16 protein-coding genes and 1 pseudogene are annotated in these 18,509 nt (G+C 54.5%); 6 read left to right on the top strand and 11 right to left on the bottom strand.

Features of this window, described 5'->3' with window-relative positions; all coding sequences use genetic code 11:
• Positions 1–12 precede the first annotated feature (12 nt).
• Positions 13–699, bottom strand: a complete 687-nt coding sequence (locus tag ACUY4Q_RS12675; RefSeq protein ID WP_458043122.1) for a response regulator transcription factor — start codon at positions 697–699, stop codon at positions 13–15.
• Between the two features lie 97 nt (positions 700–796).
• On the opposite strand from ACUY4Q_RS12675, the gene ACUY4Q_RS12670 reads away from it, so the two are divergent.
• Positions 797–2,446 carry a phosphoethanolamine transferase gene (locus ACUY4Q_RS12670; RefSeq protein ID WP_458043121.1) on the top strand — a complete coding sequence of 550 codons (1,650 nt, stop codon included), beginning with the start codon at positions 797–799 and terminating at the stop codon, positions 2,444–2,446.
• Between the two features lie 88 nt (positions 2,447–2,534).
• Here the strand turns inward: ACUY4Q_RS12670 and ACUY4Q_RS12665 are convergent, their stop codons facing one another.
• Positions 2,535–3,695 (bottom strand): MFS transporter, encoded by a 1,161-nt coding sequence (locus ACUY4Q_RS12665; RefSeq protein ID WP_458043120.1) that lies wholly within the window; start codon positions 3,693–3,695, stop codon positions 2,535–2,537.
• Positions 3,696–3,884: 189 nt separating this feature from the next.
• Here ACUY4Q_RS12665 and ACUY4Q_RS12660 point away from each other — a divergent pair, with 189 nt between their 5' ends.
• Positions 3,885–4,382 carry a MarR family winged helix-turn-helix transcriptional regulator gene (locus ACUY4Q_RS12660; RefSeq protein WP_458043119.1) on the top strand — a complete coding sequence of 166 codons (498 nt, stop codon included), beginning with the start codon at positions 3,885–3,887 and terminating at the stop codon, positions 4,380–4,382.
• 625 nt (positions 4,383–5,007) lie between these two features.
• Here ACUY4Q_RS12660 and ACUY4Q_RS12655 read toward each other — a convergent pair.
• Entirely contained in the window at positions 5,008–6,015 is a 1,008-nt protein-coding gene (locus ACUY4Q_RS12655; RefSeq protein WP_458043118.1) for a LacI family DNA-binding transcriptional regulator, read from the bottom strand.
• A 239-nt stretch (positions 6,016–6,254) separates the two neighbouring features.
• Here ACUY4Q_RS12655 and ACUY4Q_RS12650 point away from each other — a divergent pair, with 239 nt between their 5' ends.
• On the top strand, positions 6,255–7,493 hold the full coding sequence (locus tag ACUY4Q_RS12650; protein WP_458043117.1) for an MFS transporter: 1,239 nt from the start codon (positions 6,255–6,257) through the stop codon (positions 7,491–7,493).
• A gap of 16 nt (positions 7,494–7,509) precedes the next feature.
• Positions 7,510–8,943 carry a glycoside hydrolase family 32 protein gene (locus ACUY4Q_RS12645; protein WP_458043116.1) on the top strand — a complete coding sequence of 478 codons (1,434 nt, stop codon included), beginning with the start codon at positions 7,510–7,512 and terminating at the stop codon, positions 8,941–8,943.
• A gap of 102 nt (positions 8,944–9,045) precedes the next feature.
• Here ACUY4Q_RS12645 and ACUY4Q_RS12640 read toward each other — a convergent pair whose 3' ends face one another.
• From ACUY4Q_RS12640 to ACUY4Q_RS12630, 3 genes are all read right to left on the bottom strand, one after another.
• Positions 9,046–10,473: a methyl-accepting chemotaxis protein gene (locus ACUY4Q_RS12640; RefSeq protein ID WP_458043115.1), complete on the bottom strand. Its 1,428-nt coding sequence runs from the start codon at positions 10,471–10,473 to the stop codon at positions 9,046–9,048.
• Positions 10,474–10,708: 235 nt separating this feature from the next.
• A complete protein-coding gene (locus tag ACUY4Q_RS12635) occupies positions 10,709–10,981 on the bottom strand; it encodes a biofilm development regulator YmgB/AriR family protein (RefSeq protein WP_458043114.1) in 273 nt (90 codons plus the stop codon).
• A gap of 113 nt (positions 10,982–11,094) precedes the next feature.
• Positions 11,095–11,346 carry a biofilm development regulator YmgB/AriR family protein gene (locus ACUY4Q_RS12630; RefSeq protein ID WP_458043113.1) on the bottom strand — a complete coding sequence of 84 codons (252 nt, stop codon included), beginning with the start codon at positions 11,344–11,346 and terminating at the stop codon, positions 11,095–11,097.
• 371 nt (positions 11,347–11,717) lie between these two features.
• On the opposite strand from ACUY4Q_RS12630, the gene ACUY4Q_RS12625 reads away from it, so the two are divergent.
• Entirely contained in the window at positions 11,718–12,452 is a 735-nt protein-coding gene (locus ACUY4Q_RS12625; protein WP_458043112.1) for a MerR family transcriptional regulator, read from the top strand.
• Between the two features lie 24 nt (positions 12,453–12,476).
• On the opposite strand, the gene ACUY4Q_RS12620 is transcribed toward ACUY4Q_RS12625, so the two are convergent.
• The 3 genes and pseudogenes from ACUY4Q_RS12620 to ACUY4Q_RS12610 form a co-directional block, all read right to left on the bottom strand.
• Positions 12,477–13,340: an efflux RND transporter periplasmic adaptor subunit gene (locus ACUY4Q_RS12620; protein WP_458043111.1), complete on the bottom strand. Its 864-nt coding sequence runs from the start codon at positions 13,338–13,340 to the stop codon at positions 12,477–12,479.
• Entirely contained in the window at positions 13,337–13,552 is a 216-nt protein-coding gene (locus ACUY4Q_RS12615) for a DUF1656 domain-containing protein (protein ID WP_458043110.1), read from the bottom strand. The genes ACUY4Q_RS12620 and ACUY4Q_RS12615 overlap by 4 nt, the downstream gene beginning before the upstream one ends.
• Positions 13,542–15,569: pseudogene (locus ACUY4Q_RS12610) on the bottom strand (FUSC family protein). Before ACUY4Q_RS12610 ends, ACUY4Q_RS12615 begins: the two are co-directional and overlap by 11 nt.
• Before the next feature lie 77 nt (positions 15,570–15,646).
• Here ACUY4Q_RS12610 and ACUY4Q_RS12605 point away from each other — a divergent pair.
• Complete coding sequence (locus tag ACUY4Q_RS12605; RefSeq protein WP_458043109.1) at positions 15,647–16,441, top strand: AraC family transcriptional regulator; 795 nt, start codon at positions 15,647–15,649, stop codon at positions 16,439–16,441.
• Between the two features lie 31 nt (positions 16,442–16,472).
• On the opposite strand, the gene ACUY4Q_RS12600 is transcribed toward ACUY4Q_RS12605, so the two are convergent.
• Complete coding sequence (locus tag ACUY4Q_RS12600) at positions 16,473–17,828, bottom strand: heavy metal sensor histidine kinase (RefSeq protein WP_458043108.1); 1,356 nt, start codon at positions 17,826–17,828, stop codon at positions 16,473–16,475.
• Positions 17,821–18,501: a response regulator transcription factor HprR gene (gene hprR, locus ACUY4Q_RS12595; RefSeq protein ID WP_458047333.1), complete on the bottom strand. Its 681-nt coding sequence runs from the start codon at positions 18,499–18,501 to the stop codon at positions 17,821–17,823. The genes ACUY4Q_RS12600 and hprR overlap by 8 nt, the downstream gene beginning before the upstream one ends.
• Positions 18,502–18,509: the final 8 nt, after the last annotated feature.

Below are 18,509 nucleotides of genomic sequence, written 5' to 3'. Positions count from 1 at the left end.
TAATGCGTCTGCTCAAGCCACGTCGGATTTTTGCAGCCGTAAACCAATGCCATGTACTGTTTCTATCAGGGCAGATGTGAAGTTTTTGTCAATTCGCTGCCGCAGATCATGAATATGCGTACGCAGTGCGCCACTTTCTGGCGGTTCATCGCCCCAAAGCAGATATTCCATCTCCTGTTTTTTGACGACAACAGGCGCGGCGCGCATCAGACACAGCAGTAATTTATGCGTACTGGGCGTCAGACTGATGGCCTGACCCTGCCGCCAGGCCTGTGGCACGCGGGCGTCCACAACAAGGTCCTCCCACACCAGCGTGCCCTGTACCTGTCTCCCCTGAGCGCGACGCACCAGTGCCTGAATACGGGCATCAAGCTCCTTCAGAGAAAAGGGTTTGACCAGGTAGTCGTCTGCGCCAAGGGCAAAACCCTGTACCCGATCGTCTATCGGATCGCGCGCCGTCAGCATCAGTACGGGCACAGGATTTTGATACTCCTGGCGGAGTTGACTACACAGCGTCATGCCATCCAGGCGAGGCAACATCAGATCCAGCAGAATGGCATCGTAACTATTTTGCGTGGCCATGCGCAGGCCGGTGGCGCCATCTCTGGCATCATCCAGGACGTAGCCCAGCGGCTCGAAAAATTCATAGAGATTGGCGACAAGCTCAGGGTTGTCTTCAATAATGAGCAGACGAGTCATAAAAAGGTATCTGTGAGAGGGAATTCAACATCTTAACAACTTCCTGACAAACACTTTTTGATAATGCGCACACTTCCAATCCCGCTGAGAATTGCGCATGTTTCAACGACGCCTGTCTGTTCGGTTAAACCCAGTACAAATGACCTGGGTCGCCGCTTTTTTCTTCACCACCCTGGGTAACCTGGCGCTCTGGCAAACGCTCTGGTCCAAAGTCGAAGTAAGCAGCCTGCACGGCGTGCTGTTTTTTATCAGCCTGCCGGTGTTTCTCTTTTGCTTCCTCAACCTGCTGCTGACGCCGGTAATGATGCTGCCTTATCTGCGTAAAATCTTACTGGCCTTGCTTGTCATCATCAGTGCCAGTTGCAGTTACTTTATGCTGAGTTACAACATACTTATCGATCGCAGTATGGTGCAAAACGTTTTCGAAACGAACCAGGCCGAGCTTGCCGCCTGGTTTTCGTTTCCTTTACTGCTCACGCTCTTTTTGCTGGGCGGAGTACCCGCCGCAGCGCTGGTGTTACTGCCGGTTAAAAAAATTGGCCGGCCCATACCCACCCTGCTCTGGTGGCTGATGCATATCGTGGTGACCATGACCCTGTTCGCCGCCATTACGCTAACGTTTTACAAGGACTATGCGTCTTTGCTGCGTAACAATATGCAAATAAAGGATCAGGTCCTGCCTTTCAACGTGGTACGAAATACCCATGGTTACCTCAAGCGTAAATTTCACGCCAACGCCCAGCTGCTGCGTGCCGTCGCCAGAGATGCCACGCGGCCAACCGCAAACGCGGGAAAACGGTCCAAACTGGTTATTGTGGTAGTGGGTGAAACCGCGCGGGCGCAAAATTTTCAACTCAATGGTTATCCCCGTGCCACAAACCCCGCTCTGTCAACGCGTGAGGGCATCATCAGTTTCAAACATGTCTCCTCCTGCGGCACGGCCACGGCCATCTCTCTGCCTTGCATGTTCTCTCGTCTGACGCGCTCGCAATACAATGATGTTCGGGCCGCAACGGAAGAGAATTTGCTCGACATCCTGCAACGCACCGGTGTGTCCATTCTTTGGCGTAATAACAACAATGGCGGCTGCAAAGGCGTGTGCGAAAGGGTACCCTCGGAGAATATGCCAGAGCAAAAGATTGCCGCTCATTGCGTAAATAAAGACGGCACCTGTTATGACGAAGTTTTGTTAGACAGGCTCGCGGATCGTATCGACAAAATGCAGGGGGATGCCTTGATTGTCCTGCACCAGCTTGGCAGCCACGGGCCCACTTACTATGAGCGTTACCCGCCAGCAGGCAAAATTTTCAGCCCCACCTGTGACAGTAATCAGATTGATAAATGCAGCAATGAAGCGCTGGTGAATACGTACGATAACACGCTGGTCTATACCGATGGGATGTTGAGCAAGACGATTGATCTGCTGCAAAGTTATTCGGCTCAACGTGATGTCGCCATGATCTATGTGTCCGATCATGGTGAATCTCTCGGCGAGCGCGGAATGTATTTGCACGGCACGCCTTACTTCATCGCGCCGGACGAACAAACCCATATTCCTATGGTCATGTGGTTTTCCCCGAAATTTGCCCAGGATGCGCGGCTGAATCTTGCCTGCCTGCGCAACAGGGCTGAAAACGACGCCTTCAGCCACGACAATCTCTATCACTCCATGATGGGACTGTATGAGATACAGAGCAGCGTATATCACGCCGGGCTGGATCTGTTCTCAGCTTGTCGCGAGCGTTAAAAAGGCGTTTTACAGGCTGAACAAGCAGAAGGGGTTATGAGCATGACCTCAACCCGTTGCATCCGGGTTGAGGCCATGCCGCCAGGGTTCAGGCACGCGCAGCAGGAGGCGGGGTAAAACGCACAGCAATCAGAATCAACAGAACAATGCCTGCACACATGACGCCCCATGCGCTGTTTAAAGAGTCCGCGTGGTCACGCACAATACCGGCGATAAGGGGCATCAGGGAGGCAATCATATAGCCTCCGCCCTGAACGAAAGAGAGAAGTAAGCCTGCCTCTTCCGGTGTTTTTGCATGATCCAGCGTCACAATCAAAGACAAAGGGAACAACGCGCCAATCCCCAGACCCAGAAGCAGAGTTGGCAGCCAGGCATGCGCCCCGCCCAACATTATCAGGCAAACCAACCCCGCCAGGATAAGGCACAACACCACGATCAAAGGGCGGCGGCGATCCTGAAAGTAATGAATCGTACTCGAAAGCACAAACCCTGCGACGACTTCGGTGAGAGTCAGTGCGCCCAACAGATACCCACTCAGGCGCGGCGACCAGCCGTGTTGAATATAGAAGGGGGGTAACCAGGCGAGCACTAAGGTATACGCGCCCGTACCGATGCCAAAGAAAATCATCAATAGCGTTGCCTGCCGGGGCAGACGTGGTCGCGGCGGTGTCTCCCTTTTAAGGATTTTTTCACCCTGTAATCTTGTTTTCCAGATGAGTAAGGCCAGCAGGGCCGGTACAAAAGGCACCACCAATGCACCTTGCAAGCCTAGCGTATCCGCAAGCGGCGTTGCGGTGACGGCTGCCATTGCCGCGCCCGCCATAATGCCGGTCGAAAAAAGGGCCATTAACGTGCCCGCTTTGTTGCCATAACGTCGTTTGATGAGGGCAGGCATCATGGACTGAATCAGCCCGATTCCCATACCGGCCACCAGTGCGCTCATGATTAACGCCACTACAGAATGGATCATTCCACGGGTCAAACAGCTCAACATCAGGATGAGTAACCCCAAAGCGATGCCGCGCACTTCACCGAGCCTGTTAATTAAACTGGGGCCGGCCAGTGCAGCAGCGCCCATCATAAACACCGGTAGCGTGGTGAGTAAGCTGAGTTGAGTGCCTGAGAGCTGCATATCCTGATGAAGAAGTGAAAACAGCGGGCCAATAGCCGCCATAACGGGGCGAAGGTTGAGTCCAATAATAAAAGCGAACAGCGCAAAAGCGCCCGCAGCAGGCAGATTTTTAATCATGTAAGCGATCCCAAAGAACAAAGTATCTTAACGTTAAGATACTTTGTTCGGTGAAGATAGATTGCCTGCACAAAATGATAAACAGGCCGTCCTTCCGCTCGCTCGCGGTAGCACGGCATGCGAAGCCGGGGCTAAAAAATGGTATCGTGCTGTGTGGTGAAGAGTGCGCCATCTGGACGGAGAACATACGTGGCCGATCATATTGATTTCGTTGTCAAACAATGGGCGAATGCCATGCCCGCGCTGGACGTGTCATCCATGGAAGTGTTTGGGCGCATGCTGCGGATAATGAAACATCTGGCAAAAAAACGCGCCAAGGTACTTTCCGCGTTGGGTTTCCATGAGGGCGATTTTGACGTTCTTGCCACCTTAAGACGCGCCGGTGAACCCTATTGTTTATCTCCCACGACGTTGTATCAGTCTTTGCTGGTCACCTCGGGAGCCATGACCAACAGACTGAATCGGCTGGAAGCGCAGGGCCTGATTGTTCGACTGCTGGACCCGAGCGACAAGCGAAGCATGCGCGTCGCCCTGACGGAAACGGGATTACACCTTATCGAGCACGCGCTGGTGCTGCATGTAGACATGCAAAATGCGCTGCTTTCAACGCTTGATGACGCGCAGGTTCAACAACTCCGGCACTCGCTGAGCCAGTTGCTGATTTCTACAGAAGAGGGTGGCTGCTGAGGAATCCCCACAAAAATTGCGAGCACAATCGGTCCCCTCTCCCTTGAGGGCTGAGAGATCCCCACAAAATAATACGAGCACGGACAGTCCCCTCTCCTCTTTGGGGAGAGGGCAAGGGTGAGGGGAAACATGCGGCTCTGAGGGTCATTCCGTTCACCTTATGTTCCTTGCTTTTCTATCGCTCCAGAACCCGTGAACGTGCCAGGGTGGTTCACCGCCACCACCCTGGCGACCCGGGCTCCCGGCCAGGAAAATCGCCGCTGGCGCGGTTCACTTAGCTTCTCCTTCAGGCTTATCGGGGACGGGCGAAGGTAACGTCCGTGTAAAGTCGCCCTCGCCGCGCATCCCTGCGCGGCGCCCCGGCCTTACGGATACGCTTCGTCGATTTTCAGCCGGACCCAGTCATCGCTTTAACTGTTGTGTTCTTATTGAGCAATGTTATCGCTGCAAAACGTAATATTACTGGAGATTCCTCAGCCCTTGAGGGAGAGGGCCAGGGTGAGGGGGAAAATGCGGCTCTGACGGCCATTCCGTTCACCTTATGTTCTTTGCTTTTCTTTCGCTCCAGAACCCGTGAACGTGCCAGGGTGGCTCATCGCCACCGCTCTGCCGGCCTCGGCGACGCTCAGGTCTTATGGGGTGATGAATCGCGCAATAAAAAAGGGCTTTCAACGCGCGTCGTTTCCGTGTGCGTGAGGCCATTGATAATATGCAGGGCGCTCTGGCGTCCGATTTCATAATGCGGCAGTTGCACGGTTGAAAGAGACGGCAAAAACAGATCGCCAATGCCCACCATATTGTCGTAACCGATAACGCCGATATCTTGCGGGATCTTCAGACCCTGCGCCAGCAGCGTCTGATACACCATAAAGGCAATACGATCGTTGCCGCAAATCACTGAATCGAATTGTGGTCTGCCCTCAGGCAGATATGCCATCACTACCGAGGGAATATCACGATAATGTTGATCGCCATATTCCATATAGCTGTGGGTGAACGTGTCCGGGTCGATGCCCGCGTCAAGGCATGCTCTGTTCAGCCCTTGTCGGCGTCGGCGCGTGGCAAGATGGTTGGCCGGAAGATGCAGGCAAAGCGGCCGGCGGTAACCCGCGTCGAGCAACGCCTTTACCGCTGCATATTGACCGTTTTCATCATCGGGAATATAGCTGGCAACCCTTTCATGTTCGCTTTCGCAGTTCGCCAGCACGCAGGGCAGGGTGAGGAGCTTGGCGGGCAAAGGCACCTGACGTAGCCCCATTGTGGTGTAGATTATCCCGTCGGGGCGATGAGAAAGCAGGAGATCGACAATGGCGTCCGGGTCGTCGTCGGTAAACATGTTCATCACAAAACTGTTCCAGCCGTGTATTCTCGCGGTCTCTTCGATGGACAAGGTCATCTCTACCGAAAACGGCGTAGTCACGGTATCCAGTGCCAGCACGCCAATGGTTCTCGGCGAGGCATGGGCACCGCGTATTTTTTTCGCGGACAGATCGGGGACGTAATGGGTTTGTTCAATTGCCGCCTGAACGCGGGCAAGAGTGTCAGGTTTTAGCCGTTCCGGGCTGTTCAGCGCGCGGGAAACCGTCATCAGCGACACGTTTGCCAGTTTCGCCACATCCTTTAAAGAAGCCATTTTTCACTCCAATATTTCTCTTCGCTCAGGCTATACGACTCAGGGGCCGAAGGTAAAGCGATGAGAACCTTACTGTATCAACACGCTGCGCTGTGGTTGAAAAAGCCGATCTTGATCTCATTTTATCTATGTTAACGTTAACCTTTGTGATTAACATCATAAATCAACGCCAATTCACATGCGCCTGGTTTGTTGTTAACGTTAACATCATCGCATTACTCCAACACGAGAATGTTCCAATGAAAGCGCATCACTCGCACAGTTACACCTTACTCAGTGCATTGTTGTTCTTCTTTTTTGTGACCTGGTCTTCCTCAGGTTCATTACTCTCTATCTGGCTACATCAGGAGGTAGGGTTGAAACCGGGCGATACGGGCATAATTTATGCCGTCCTTTCCGTTTCGGCTCTGTTCGCACAAATATGTTACGGCTTCATTCAGGACAAACTTGGCCTGCGTAAAAACCTGCTCTGGTATCTGACAGGGTTATTGATTCTTTCCGGCCCGGCGTATTTATTATTCGGCTATTTATTACAAATCAATATCTTACTTGGCAGTATTTTTGGCGGGATTTACATCGGCCTGACTTTTAATGGCGGGATTGGCGTACTGGAGTCGTACACCGAACGTGTTGCTCGTCAGAGCCAGTTTGAATTTGGCAAAGCGCGGATGTGGGGCTCGCTCGGCTGGGCGGTGGCGACCTTCTTTGCCGGTTTACTGTTTAACATTAATCCAAAACTCAATTTCGCGGTGGCCAGTTGTTCCGGGCTGGTATTCTTTGTTCTGCTGGCGCGCCTGCGGGTCTCCTCTGCGCCGCATGCGATGCAGGTGGCGGTGTCAGGCGGCAAAGTCACGCTTGAAGATGCGCTGCGGTTGCTGACGCTGCCACGCTTTTGGGCGCTGGTCTTTTTCGTGATTGGGACCTGCATTTACGGCGTTTACGATCAGCAATTCCCGGTTTACTTCTCTTCGCAGTTCCCAACCCTGCAGGAAGGGAACGCGATGTACGGGTATCTGAATTCATTCCAGGTGTTCCTTGAGGCGGCCGGTATGTTCTGCGCCCCCTGGCTTGTGAACCGTATCGGTGCGAAAAATGGTCTGATTTTCGCAGGTATGGTGATGGCGCTACGCATGATGGCGTCTGGGCTTGTGGAAGGACCGCTCCTTATCTCCATTACCAAGCTACTGCATGCGGTTGAGCTGCCGATTTTGCTGGTCGCTATCTTTAAATACAACAGCCTGAACTTCGACAAACGCCTGTCATCCACGCTGTATCTGGTGGGATTCGCCTGCACCAGCTCGGTCATTGCGTCCGTGCTCTCGCCACTGGCTGGCTACAGCTACGAAAAATACGGCTTCGCGCAGTCCTATTTGATCATGGGACTGCTGGTGTTCAGCACCACCTTTATCTCCATCTTCTTGTTGCGTTCCAATACGTCGTCCTCCGACCCGTTGATTCCGCAACCTTCCGCCATCTAATTCAAGAGTAGAGAATATGACCCATTCCATCACCCGGGCTGAGCAGGAACTGCTGGCCAAACGTGACGCGCTGAACCTGCGCTGGTACCCGCGATATCATCTGGCCGCACGCGCAGGCTGGATGAACGACCCAAACGGTCTGGTCTGGTTTGACGGCTGGTACCACGCCTTTTATCAGCATCATCCGTACTCCACGCAGTGGGGGCCGATGCACTGGGGACATGCGCGCAGCAGGGATCTGGTTCACTGGGAGCATCTCCCTGTTGCGCTGGCGCCCGAAGGCGCGGAAGACAAAGACGGCTGCTTTTCCGGCTCAGCGGTGGTCGATGGCGACACCCTGGCGCTGATTTATACCGGGCATAAATTTGACGGCGACCCCAGCGATGAAGCCAACCTTTACCAGGTGCAGTGTCTGGCGACCAGTCGCGACGGCGTGCACTTTGAGCGGCAAGGCATCATCGTGGAAACCCCGCCGGGCCTGCACCATTTCCGCGACCCGAAAGTATGGCGTGAGGGCGATAGCTGGTACATGGTCGTCGGCGCGCGCGACGGGGAAACGGGGCAGGTGCGGCTTTATCGCTCAGCCGATTTGCGTCAGTGGCAGGATGCGGGCGTCCTTGATGAGGCCGAAAAAGAGATGGGCTATATGTGGGAGTGCCCGGACTTCTTCACGCTCAACGGCAAGCAGGTGCTGATGTTCTCCCCGCAGGGGATGGCGGCAGAGGGTTTCAGGCAGCGAAATCTGTTTCAAAGTGGCTATCTGCTCGGCGAATGGCAACCAGGGCAACCCTTTGTTCGCGAAGGGGCGTTTACTGAGCTGGATCATGGGCACGATTTTTACGCCCCCCAGAGTTTCACCACCCCGGATGGCCGCCGTATCGTTATGGCGTGGTTGGATATGTGGGAATCACCGATGCCGGAACAGCAGGATGGCTGGGCAGGGATGCTTTCGCTGCCACGTGAAGTGAGCCTAAGTGCTGACAATCAATTACAGATGCGCCCGGCGAAAGAGGTCGAAAGTTTACGCGGTGCCTGGTTCCCGTGGCCGGTCTGCACCCTCAATAACCAGCACACGACGGTGGTAGAACAGTGTGAAGCCATGGAGGTGGTTCTGCACTGGGATTGTGCTAACAGCGGCGCGGAACAGTACGGTATCCGTTTAGGCGACGGGTTACGTATTTACGTTGATGCACAGATGCAGCGACTGGTGCTGGAGAGGAATTATCCCAACTACGCCCTGTGTGGCATGCGTAGCGTGCCGTTGAGGGCAGGGGAGGCGCTGAAACTGCGCATTTTCTTTGATAGCTCTTCCGTAGAAGTGTTTGTTAATGAGGGCGAGGCCTGTCTAAGTAGCCGAATCTATCCCGATGCAGCGCGTCGGGAATTGGCCTTATTTGCCTGGAGTGGTTCAGCCTCATTATTCGAGGCGGGCGCATGGCAGCTCGAATAACGCCCCTTTGTTGAGGTTCATCAACGGGCATTGTGATTAAAAGCCCGTTGATGCCCGTGCGCTTACGACCGGTGGCGTCACCGCCCCACAAGCCTGGCCCTTTCACACCGCCTGCGCGGGGGAACGTTGTTTCTCAACATACCCGGTAGCCTGCGTCACGCTTGCTGCCGGGCTCGGCAACGTAAAGCGGCTGACGACGCCACGCAGGGTTTCGGTTCTGCCATGAAGGTTACCGGCAGACGATTTCACCTGCTGGACCAACGTCGCATTCTGCTGCGTGACCCGATCCAGTTCAGCCACCGCCAGCGTGACCTGGCCTATGCCTTTACTTTGCTCGTGTGAGGCCATCGCTATTTCGCCGATCAGATCCCGTACGCTGACAACGTGGTTTTTCACCTCACGCATTGCGCCGCTGGCATTCTGTACCACCTCACTGCCTTCATGAACGGAAGCAATAGCCGCGTTGATCAGCGCTTCGATCTCGCTTGCGGCCGCCGCGCTGCGCTGGGCAAGGGAGCGAACTTCGGTTGCCACCACGGCAAATCCGCGCCCTTGTTCACCGGCACGGGCGGCTTCAACCGCGGCATTCAGTGCCAGAATATTGGTCTGGAACGCGATGCTATTTATGGTCGACGTAAACTGGCGGATTTGGTCGGAACCTTCAGCGATGCGCTGCATGGTACTGGCGAGATTGTCGACCAGTTGACTGGCTTTTTCCGTGGTGCCCGCCGTCAGGACCGACAGGTCACGGGCCTGACTGGCGTTATCGGCGTTGTGACTTACCGTCGAGGTCAGCTCTTCCATACTGGCTGCCGTCTGCTCCAGTGCGGCGGCCTGCTGTCGGGTGCGATCGGCTAGATCGGTATTGCCCTCTGCGATTTCGCTGGCCTCCCGGTAGAGGGCATCGCTATTTTCGCTGATTGCCCGCACGGTGGTCAGGAGACTCTGCTGCATTTCGCGCACCAGCGGGACCATTTGCCCCACGCAGTTACGGCCCTGTTCTTCAGGCTCTTTGGTCAGATTCCCCTCGGCAATAACCCGAAAATGGGCACGAATATCCGCGACCGGCCGTACCAGATGCCTGACCAGATAGCGGTCACAAAATATCACCAGCAGACACGCGGCGATAAGCGCAACGAGCAGAGCAATTTCAAGACGGTGGCGGTCTGCGCTCACGCGCTCACGACCTTCATGAATCTGCTGTTTCAGGTCATACGCGCGCGCGTTAATCTCAGGAGCCCACTCCACTGGAGCACCTGATAACGCCTCGGATAATCGTGCCCATTGCGTATCCGCAGGGAGCTCATCGCGCAGAGCCTGTTTTTCCGCTGCGCTTCCCTGATGCAGTGCCGTGGCGACGCGTGCCAGTAATAATGCGCGATCGTTGAATACCGCGCTCTGGACTGCCTGCCGGTTCATCTCCCGGGCGATAAATGTGGCATAGCCGCCGGTGAGGGTGACCAGTACAATCGCCGTAAGAAGGATCCAAAGTACGACCCGACGGATAGTGAAATTCTTAAGATAGTTCATGATTATGCTCTGTTTAAAATTGCTGGCCTTAGGGATGTGTTGAGCAATTAAAGTTGTGTGAAATTATATCGTGCGCTATTTATTTATGTTCATAATGACACGCAAAGTGGCGAGCAACCTGAACGTCATTTTTAAACTAAGTAACGCTTGAGGTAACCGTGTAACGCTTGCGTCACCCACCTGTTCGGGTCTGTTGCTTCACCGAAAAAAACAAAATGAAACCCGGCGTGGGGCCTCATTTTGGATTATCACTGTAACCGAGAACCACTTCTAATGTCGTGCGTACAATATCGGCGTTGACGTGATTTTCTGACGTTTCAAGTTCCCGAATGAGCTCTAAGGCAATATATTTTTTCGTCAGTAAGGTATTTGACGCAATAAGCCTTCTGGTGATGGAACCTAACAATGCGTACTCTTCATCAAAGAGAAAAGGAGAATGGGTAAGATACTCAAAGAATCCATTATTCTTTTTTCTGGTAATGGCGTGGTCGCTGGCTACGTTATTCATTTTTTAATCACTATGTGTGCAAAATCTATTGCGGAATATTTCCATAACAGCCTCAGACTGATAATCAGCATAAAACCGTACCGGGGAAAAGCTGGATTTTTAACGCTGTTAAATCACGCGTTATCGACAGGCTTGATCATCAGATTAAGCAACGTCTGGAAATGTTGTTTGGCCTCATCTGATTCTGCTTTATGAAATTGCGTGAGCAGCTTTGCATAAATAAGCTGACGCGAAAGGCCATTCCCGCTGTGCAGAATGTCTACCACGATGCGCCCCAGCGTTTCCTGCTGAGAGGGAAGCGTCGCTTTGCTAAACCAGGTCGACAAAGTGTCCGCCGAACCCTTACCTGACAAACTCGTTCTCATTTTTTTCAATCCATTCGTTAATGATTTCGGAGTAAGTTATACAGGTTTTCGTAACTTGTACACAAAAAGTTGTACAAAAATGATTAATCTTAAATTGCACCTGCCAGGGGTAGGGTCTGAAAGCGAATTTTTAGCAGGGATGAATATGGGTGTTTTGTTTTAACTTTTTGTTATTTATCGTTTTTATTTAGTTTTCTTCCCTTGGGGGGAATTCCAGCCACCCCCGCTTAAAAAGAGTTTTTGTGCTTAAACCAGGCCTCAATGATACAGATAAACCCTAAAGCAAACTTGTACGACATCTAAAAAAAATGTACAAATACGCTGTCTTAACAAGTATGGCCCTGGCATTACTGGCCTTAATTGAGGAAGAAATGGTTTACTTAACTATCGGTGAAGTAGCCGAAAAATGCGGTATACATCCGGTTACTCTGCGTGCATGGCAACGTCGTTATGGTTTGCTCAGCCCAAAACGCACGGAAGGCGGGCACCGACAATTTGACGAACATGACCTCTCGCGTATCGAAGAAATAAAACGCCTGATTGACAGTGGTATTGCGGTAAGCCGTGTGCGGGAATTAATCGACGACCGCAACGATATGCTGGATGACTGGCAGTTACGCCAGGAAGCGTTAAAAAAAGTTGTCCTGGAGATTAAACCGGCGAAATTGAGTGAGGCATTGATATCGCTCAGAAGGGAATTCTCCATGGAAACCCTGATCGATAATATCTTTATTCCTCTTCGAAAAAGGCTCAGGACGCAACCGGGTCTCAATCGCCATATTTGCAGCTACCTCGATGGAACCCTGGTTCATTTTGCTGCACGCAGCATCAGTGATGCGCGTAAAAAGGCCGGAAAAGAAGCATTACTGATTGGTTGGGGAATTGATGATATGACAGGCCTGTGGCTTGAAGCATGCCGCTTAACCTATCAGGGCTGGAATATCTTTATGTTGAAGGACAGTTTTGAACACCCCCGCCCGGAGCTTTTTCCCGAACAGCATATTTTTTTATGGACGGGTAAAAAATTGTCCTTCCAACAGCAGCAGCAATACGCGCAGTGGCTGGAGCAGGGGTATTCTGTCTCGCTTCACCCTGTTATGCATTGACCGCAGGGTGGCATGCCGCACGGCTCAGGGAACGACGGCCACGCTGGCAGACAGCCCTGCGACTAACTCAACGCCTTCGGGGAGTTTATCGATATGGATGCGTACCGGAACGCGCTGAGCCAGCCGCACCCAGCTAAATGTGGGATTCACATCCGGCAAACCCAGACCGCCCGTTTCGTCATTATCATCCCCAATGCCATGCCCGATACTTTCAACATGACCGGTGATAACGGGCTCAAACCCCATCAACGCAATGCGCGCACGATTGCCGATACGTATATGGCGCAGTTTGGTCTCTTCGAAATAGCCTACGACCCAAAAACTGCTGGCATCCACGATCGCCACTTTGGTCACCCCGGCGGTAGCATAGTCACCGGGACGCAGTCGGAGATGGGTGACATAGCCCGCGACCGGAGCACGCACGGTCGCATGCGCTAAATTAAGTTGCGCCAGTTGCAGGGCCGCGAGCGCGCCCTGATAGTTCGCGGCTGCCACATTCGCCGCACTGCCTGTCTGCTGCAAATCTTCGCTGGAAATCATACCCTTGATTTGTGCTCGGCGCCTGGCGGCGTCCTGACGTGCCTGCATTTCATGGCGTTTTGCGTCAACATCGGCCTGCGCCGTGAGGACCGCAAGCTTAAGCCAGTGGGGATCGATCGAATACAAAATGTCGCCACGTTCAACCCACTGATTATCTTTAACCGCCACTTCCTGCACGGGACCCGACACATCCGGCGCAATTTGCACCACATCCGCACGCACCCGGCCATCGCGGGTCCAGGGCGTCTGGGCATAATGTTGCCACATAATAAAAGCAATAAAACTTGCCAGCGCCACAGCGCTCAGGGTCAGCGCATAGCGACCCAGGAGAGAGACAAAAGACGTCATGCTAATAACCCCAGTGCGTTCAGAGCCTGCAGGAGCAGGTAAAAAATGACGATACAGAGTGAAAAATCGATCAACGGACGACAAGGCAAACGGCAAAAGCGCTTGCTACAAGACAAAAGCGGCACCAGTAACAGCGTACAGGCGAGGCTGATAAGTGCGATCGTCAACAGACCAGGGATGAAGACCCCGCCTACATTCATATCATTCAACATTCCTCTCCTCCTTTTGCTGAACGCGTAAAACACAGTGCAGATCAACCAACCTGTCGACGACCTGCTGCGTGAAGGCATCCTGCACAGGTAAACCCGCGTTGATCATGGCGGTTAACTTTTCGCGCACGGCGTGGCTGTCGGCAGGATCGATCAGTAGGTTAAGCAGTTGCTGCATCGCCGGAGGCATTTCTCGCCTCGCCTGTGAATAACAGCGACGCAGGCGCATGATGCACAAGCCGATGCGCAGCGCGTGCAACATCGCATCAAGGGCCTGCGCGGAGGATGGCCTGCTGCGCTGCACGCGCGGTAGCAACAGCGCGCTTCTGTCGATCATCAAATTTGTCCAGTGCGTTTCATCGGGGTTCCAGATGCCTTTCACACTGCGGCGGATATCGCGTTGGCTTATCGCCAGCAAACGCTTTATTCCTGCGTCCGCTTGCACGGTTTGCAGCATACTCATGCTGAGCACCGCAAAGCCGGTAGCGGTGAAGAGCGCAATCGCGGTGTTTAACGCCGCGGCAAAGTCGCCGCTGTAGTGCGCACCTAACTCGCACAGCACCGGGAGGGTGAGCGTTATCCCCATCGCCATAAAGGTGGTGGGCGGTCTGGCCTGTAGCGACCCGGCCAACAGATACACCGGCGCGAGGACCGCAACCAGAACCGGGAAATCGCTGATTTGTGGAAGCAGGGCAAAGCTGTACAGCAGGCTTATCACCACCCCCCACAAGGAGCCGATGATGTATTTCACAATATGCGGAGCCGGCGTATCGAAACTGCCAAACAGCGTACAGCAGACCCCGAGTATCGACACTGCCGTGCTACCGTCGGACCAGGCGGAATAAATCCATGCCAGGCAACCGCTCATGATGATGGTGAAGGCCCCGAGGGCGGTGCGGGCAGCGGTAAGCGGATCGCGATGAAATACATAGCCTTTCGCGCCCTTATTCTCCGCCTACAAGGGGGTCGGTTTGGCATGCCGTATGGCGAAGGAGAGGCGCTCACACTCTTGCAGCAGAAGCAGAGTCTCTGTCAGATACCGCACCAGGCTTGCCCGTAGCCTGTCTTCGAACATCCGGGGCTGCGCGTCGTGCGGCATAAGCTGCTCGCTGCGTTTGATCAACGCCTCTGCGCCGGTTTTTCGCGTATGTTCATCCCCACCGGTAAGCCAGACCTGCACATCCTCCAGGAACACGCGTAACTCGGCGGGCATCGCGCCAATCATCGCCAGCCGATCGCGCAGTTCACCGTTCACCATCACCAGCCGAGCCAGCCTGTCGTGAATAGCTTTTCTGGCCTGTCGAACGGGCACCGAGAGGGCAAAGTCATAAGGAATATGGTGGCTAATGCCCTGTAAAAACTGCAGCGCCAGCGCCTGATGGAGGTCTTCAGACGCGCTGTGGGATTTGCCTGCTAACGTATCGGCTATTCGCTGGCGTTCTGCTTGTAGCACCTGCGATAACTTGCTGTTAAAGGCCCCTGAGATCCGCGCGGGTAAAACATACCTGTGAATCAGCCCGGCACAGAAAATTCCAATCACCACCTCCTGTACCCTGACGATGGCGGTGCTAAAAATTGCGCCTGGGTCCGCCACCGCCGGAAAACCAATCAGGCTTGCGGTGTAACCGGCCAGGACGAAGGCATAGGCTCGCGGGGTACGTTCCAGCAGTGACAGCCAGAGGCACAAGCAGATCCACCCGGTCAGCATCACGCTGCACACGACAGGCATATTGGCAAACGTGGGCACAATCCACACCGTCGCCGCTGCGCCCACAAGCGTACCCGACAGGCGATAGAGGCTTCTGCTGAGCGATGCACCCACCGAGGTTTGCGACACGATGTAAACGGTGATGATTGCCCACGAGGGCCTGTCGAGACCGATAGACAGCGCGATGTAATACGCCAGCATCGCGGCCGCAAAACTGCGGGCGGCATAGAGCAAGGCGCTGGCGTCACTCAGCAACGCAGGGGCGCCGAGCGTGCGCCTGAAAAGGGTCTTCAGGGGGAGAATATTGTTCATGCCGGGGATTATTACCGGCTTGCGAACGCCATTAAATACCCTATGCTGTCAAAAAATACCTAAATGTTGCCAATTTCATGACCTCATCGTTTGCCACAACCTTGTTCGACCCGGACACCACGGATTGCCCGGCTGTTGCCCGGCATCTGGATTTTGGCGATTACGCCTCAGAGGTGCCGGTACATACGCACCGGAAAGGGCAGTTGATTATTGCGCTGTACGGCGCGGTAATCTGTCGCGCAGAAAATGATATCTGGATCGTGCCCCCCGACTGCGCCATGTGGATCCCCGGCGGAATACCGCACAGCGCCAAAGCCACCTGGAACGCGCACCTGAACTATCTTTTCATCGAGCCTGGCGCGGCAGCGCTCCCTCCGCGCTGTTGTACGCTGGCGATTTCCCGGCTGATTAAAGAGTTAGTCGACCGCCTGACCCACGAGGGCGTGGCGTTTGCGGCAGATAGCCATGCTGCAAGGCTCACCCGGGTGACGCTTGACGAACTCGCCACCATGCCGCAGCAGAAACTCAGCCTGCCGGTCTCCTCTCACCCTAAAATACGCGCCATGGCCGAGGCGCTGGTCTCTCAACCTGACGATCGGAGTACGTTTAAAACGTGGGCGAAACGACTGGCGTTCAGTGAACGTTCATTAGCACGGTTGATGCTTCGGGAAACGGGGCTGACCTTTGGTAAATGGCGTCAACAGCTCCATTTAATCATCGCACTCCAGGAGCTGGCGAGTGGCGTTTCGGTACAAAACGTGGCGGCAAAACTGGGTTATGAGTCCGTGAATGCCTTTATCACCATGTTCAGTAAAGCGATGGGCAGCACACCCGCGCACTATTTTGCCGAGCGTAAATCCGACCGACGCTAACGGGTCTTACCAAGATGAGCGCTGGCCTCGTTCAGGCACGCAGCCGTAAGCCGAAAATGTGCTGCCCAAATTCGTATCGGTAATACGCATTGCCACCGTGTAAAGCGGCGATGGCGCTCACCAGCGAGAGCCCTAATCCGCTGCCGGCAGTATGGCGAACATTATCGCCACGCCAGAATCGTTCGAACACGTTTTCAGGTTCGGCCAACGCCTCGCCTGGGTTGGCAACCGTAATGTTGACATGGTCGCCGTCATGCACCGTGCGGACGCTTATCGTTGACCGATCAGGGGAATAGCGAATGGCATTGGTCAGCAGGTTAGTCATCGCCCGCTGGAACAGCAGGTTATCGACGGTGACGGTGCCCGTCGCACTGAGCGCGAGGGTGATTGCCTTTTCTTCCGCCACGGGTTCAAGAAAGTCGATCAACGTTTCCAGCGTGTCGTGCAGTACCACGCGCGCTTTGTGAAGTTTGACATTGTTATGCGCGGCGCGGGCGAGGAAGAGAATATTTTCAATCAGGCGTGACAACCCCTCCAGCTCCTCAATATTCCCTTCCAGCAGGCTCTGGTATTCCGCCGTCGAGCGCACCTGACTCAGGGCAACCTGATTCTGCCCCAGCAAAACATTGAGCGGCGTGCGTATCTCATGCGCCAAATCATCGGCAAACTGGGTGAGGCGAAGAAAATCTGTCGCGAGGCTCTGGCGCATGGTCGTGAGCGCCTCCCCCAGCGGAAGCAGCTCACGCGGCAGGGGCGGAAGGGGCTCCGGGCGCGTTAATCTGTCACTGCCCGTTTCTGCCATGACCTGACTTAAGCGCCCTATGGCGCGCAGCCCTCTGCGTATAAGAAGCGGGCTGATGGCCGCACTGAACAAAATGGCGGCCAGTGATACCAGAATGCTTTGCTGGCGATAGCGCTCCAGCATCACTGCGCGCTCCCGTGCGACGCGGGCAAGGGTAATCGTCACCGTTCCGGCTGGCGAGTTAGCCTGCAGGCTTAGCGCGGAGGCGTCCATCTCGTCCGCACTGGTCCAGCGGTAAAGTTGTTGTGCAGTCGGCGGGCTATTCACCGGCAAGGGGGAAAGGGCGGGCAGAGTGATACCGGTATGATTAATACTGATATTTTGTTCGTGCTGCGCGCGGATGGTGAGAATATCCTGCCGGGTATCCACCATGCGATTAAAGTAGAGCGGCAGCGCGCTGGGGTGCGCGCCATCTTCAAGCAGTTGCCGTAGCTGGGCAGCCCGGTTGATCAGGGTTTGATCGTCGCGCCACACCAGTTCGTGCCGTAACGCGTTATACAAAATCAGGCTGATGCCCCCGCAGGCCATCGCCATAATTAGCGTGAAAATCACCGTCAACCGCAGCGTGAGAGAAGGGCTATACATCGCCGGGCGCCTCTACAGAGAGGCAATAACCCATGCCTCTGACCGTGGTTATCAGTTTGTGCGCAAAGGGATCGTCAACTTTGCGGCGCAGACGGCGAATAGCCACATCCACAATATTGGTTTCACTGTCGAAATTGACCCCCCAGATTTCACTGGCGATCAGGGTTCGGGGGAGGATTTCACCGTGACGGCTGGCGAGCAGCCACAGAAGCATGAACTCTTTGCGCGTTAAGGTCACAGGTATGCCGTCACGCGTGACCAGCAGGCGTGCCGAATCCATCGCCAGGTCGGCCACGCGAAGCACGGTACCGTGCGGCGAGTGCTGGCGGAGCTGATTCTTAACCCGTGCCAGAAGCTCAGCGAAGGAGAAAGGTTTAACCAGATAATCGTTCGCACCCAGCTCAAGACCTTTAACCCGATCGTCCACGGAATCGCGGGCAGTGAGGCAGATAACGGGCATATTGCTGGCGGTGCGCAGGGTTTTCAGCACCTGCCATCCGTCCATACCCGGCAGCATAATGTCCAGTATGACCAGACGGTAAGGGTGCGCCAGCGCCAGATGCAGGCCATCGCGTCCGTCTGACGCATGGTCAACGATGAAGCCCGCCTCTTCAAGCCCCTTACGGACCCAGGCACTGGCTTTATGGTTATCTTCAATCAGTAGCAGTTTCATCGGCGCAG

The organism is Phytobacter cepae (genome assembly GCF_054165735.1).
The sequence above is the reverse complement of the archived record's forward strand: the minus strand, read 5'-3'. Positions and strand labels throughout refer to the sequence as shown.